Consider the following 1,855-nt stretch of genomic DNA (forward strand, 5'->3'; position numbering starts at 1 on the left):
GCCGACGGGCCAGGTCATGGGCACGCAGGGCATGCCGAGTTCGCGTTCGATCTCGTCCAGGATGTCCAGCGGCTCGCGCACTTCGCGGTCCATCTTGTTGACGAAGGTGATGATGGGTGTGTCGCGCTGGCGGCACACTTCGATCAGGCGGCGGGTCTGCGCTTCCACACCGTTGGCCGCGTCAATCACCATTAGCGCCGAGTCCACAGCGGTCAGCACGCGGTAGGTGTCTTCGCTGAAATCTTTGTGGCCGGGGGTGTCCAGCAGGTTGATCACGTGGTCGCGGTACAGCATCTGCATCACGCTGGATGCGACGGAAATACCGCGCTGCTTTTCAATTTCCATCCAGTCGCTGGTGGCGTGGCGGGTGGCCTTGCGCGCCTTCACCGAGCCTGCGATCTGGATCGCACCCGAGAACAGCAGCAGCTTTTCGGTCAGCGTGGTTTTACCCGCATCCGGGTGGGAGATGATCGCAAACGTGCGGCGGCGGCGGGTTTCGGAGGCGTAAGACAAGGTGGTTTCCAGAGCAAAACGGGGCGCTGCCGGGTGGGCAGGCAACCCGCGATTTTAACCAGGGCGGCCAAAAATCAGTCGTACGGCTGCCGTGGACTACCTGCGCAGCGCCGAACTGGGCCAGATGCCCCTGTCGAAACGGGTGGCAAGCTGGCACGCTGTTTGCATCTCTTCTTGGATACAAGATGGGATGTTTTAAAATGGTGCAAGCCAAAACGTACGACAGTGGTACCGCCGCCGCCTGGATATCGCGCTGTGATTCTCCCATCGCGGGTGCGCCAGACGGCCCCTTGGCTGGTTTGCGCTTCGCGGTCAAAGACAACATCGACGTGCACGGCCTGCCCACCACGGCGGCCTGCCCGGCCTTTGCCTATGAGCCGGGAGCCCATGCCAGCGTGGTGCACAAGCTGTTGCAAGCCGGTGCATCCCTGCTGGGCAAAACCAATCTGGACCAGTTTGCCTGCGGCCTGAACGGCACGCGCTCGCCGTATGGCGCTGTGCCCAATGCGCTCAACGCCGCCTACGTGTCGGGCGGCTCCAGCGCGGGGTCGGCCTATGTGGTGGCCACCGGACAGGTGGATTTCTCACTGGGCACCGACACCGCCGGGTCGGGCCGCGTTCCCGCCGGGCTGAACAATATCGTCGGCATCAAGCCGTCCAAGGGCCTGGTCAGCACCCGGGGACTGGTGCCTGCCGCGCAAAGCGTGGACTGCGTGTCTATCTTCGCCCGCACCGTGGGCACCGCCGCCCAGGTGCTGCAGGCGGCTATGGGCTATGACCCGCTGGACCCGTTTTCGCGCCCGCTGACGCTGGCCAGCAGCCCCTTGCCCGCGCAGTTTCGCTTTGGCGTACCGGACACCCTGGCCTTTTTTGGCGACGCGGCAGCCGAAGCAGCGTTCCAGCAGGCGATCCAAAAGCTCTGCGCCTTGGGCGGCACGCCCGTCACCATTGCCTACGCTCCGCTGGCGGGCGCTGCTGCTCTGCTGTACGACAGCGCATTGGTGGCCGAGCGCTATGCGGCCGTGCGCGGCTTTTTTGATGCGCACGAGGCCGAGGTGGTCGAGCCGGTGCGCAGCATTTTGGCCAGCGGGCGGGCCTACAGCGCCGCCGATCTGGTCGATGCCCAGGTGCGTTTGCGCGCCTATGGCCAGCAGGCCGCGGTCATGTGGGACAGCATCGACATCTTGCTGGTGCCCACTGCGCCCACCCACTACACGATTGCGCAGATGCAGGCGGACCCGGTGGTGCTGAACCGTAACCTGGGCGCGTACACGAATTTCGTCAACCTGCTGGACTACGCCGCCATCTCGGTGCCTAGCAGCCTGCGGTCCGACGGTCTGCC

General features: G+C 64.8%; 2 protein-coding genes. One reads left to right on the plus strand and one right to left on the minus strand.

The window, feature by feature from the left end; all coding sequences use genetic code 11:
• Positions 1-513 (minus strand): GTP-binding protein (locus ABI213_RS23050; RefSeq protein WP_348028849.1); only part of this gene is annotated, 513 nt, incomplete at its 3' end.
• A gap of 200 nt (positions 514-713) precedes the next feature.
• Between ABI213_RS23050 and ABI213_RS23055 the strand changes: the two genes are divergently transcribed.
• On the plus strand, positions 714-1,855 hold a 1,142-nt coding region (locus tag ABI213_RS23055), incomplete at its 3' end, for an allophanate hydrolase (protein ID WP_348028851.1).

The organism is Rhodoferax sp., from assembly GCF_039922535.1.
In the GTDB taxonomy this organism is placed as follows: Bacteria; Pseudomonadota; Gammaproteobacteria; order Burkholderiales; family Burkholderiaceae_C; genus Rhodoferax_B.